This window comes from Streptomyces sp. 13-12-16, from assembly GCF_002114215.1.
Taxonomy (GTDB): domain Bacteria; phylum Actinomycetota; class Actinomycetes; order Streptomycetales; family Streptomycetaceae; genus Streptomyces.
The window spans coordinates 872-1,827 of record NZ_NCTE01001401.1 but is presented as its reverse complement, the minus strand read 5'-3'; the positions used below and the strand labels follow the sequence as shown (position 1 = coordinate 1,827).

General features: G+C 71.2%; 1 protein-coding gene. It reads left to right on the top strand.

From position 1 onward, the window contains the following. On the top strand, positions 1–956 hold a 956-nt coding region (locus B7767_RS41565), incomplete at both ends, for a hypothetical protein (RefSeq protein ID WP_085576368.1).

Genomic DNA, 956 nt, shown 5'->3' with positions numbered 1-956 from the left:
TCGAGCGGATCAGTGTCGCGACCGACGGCGCCCAGGGCGACGGCGACTCCGCCGGTGCCACGATCACGTCGGACGGGCGGCTCGTCGCCTTCGCGTCGGCGGCGAACAACCTCACCTCCGACAACCCGGTGACCTGGAAGAGGGTGTTCGTCCGCGACCGGCGGACGGGTCAGACCACGCTGATGAGCACCAACACGCCCCCGATCGAGCGCCCGGTGATCAGTGGCGACGGGCAGTACGTCGCCCTGTGGGGGCTGTTGTTCAGGGACACGAAGACCTTCCTGTCCAAGGTGAGCCTGGGACGCACGATCGGCATCAACTGCCCGGGCCTCAGCTGCAGCCAGCCGTCACTGAGCGCGGACGGCCGCTACATCGCCCAGGTCGCCACCTCCGGCCGGCCTCCGTCCCGGCAGCGCATCGAGGTACAGGACTGGCACGCCGACACCGCGGAGATCATCGCCGAGTTCGAGCACGTCACCCCGTCCCGGCCGTCCCTCAGCGGCGACGGCCGCCACGTCGCCTACCAGGACGGCCGGGCGAAGGACGTCTTCGTGTGGGACCGGACCGACGGCACCACCTCCGGCCCGATCGAGGGCCCCTCCCAGGAGGCGGAACTCGTCCAGCTCAGCAAGGACGGCGGCAAGGTCGTCTACCTCTCGGGCCCCGACACCCACGTCCACGACGTGGGCTCGGGCACCGACCAACTGGTGCCGGACGTGCGGGGCGTGGCCATCGATCCCACCGGCCGCTACCTGCTGTACGCCCCGAACGACACGGACGGGCCGTCACTCGTGCTGCGCGACCTGGAGACGGGCACCGACGAGACCGTCTCGGACCGGCCCGCCTCGGCCGGGACCGACGCGGTCAGCGCCGGCGGGCGCGACGTGGTCTTCCAGTCCACGGCCGACGACATCGTGCCCGGTGACACCAACGGCGTGTCGGACGTCTTCGTCCGC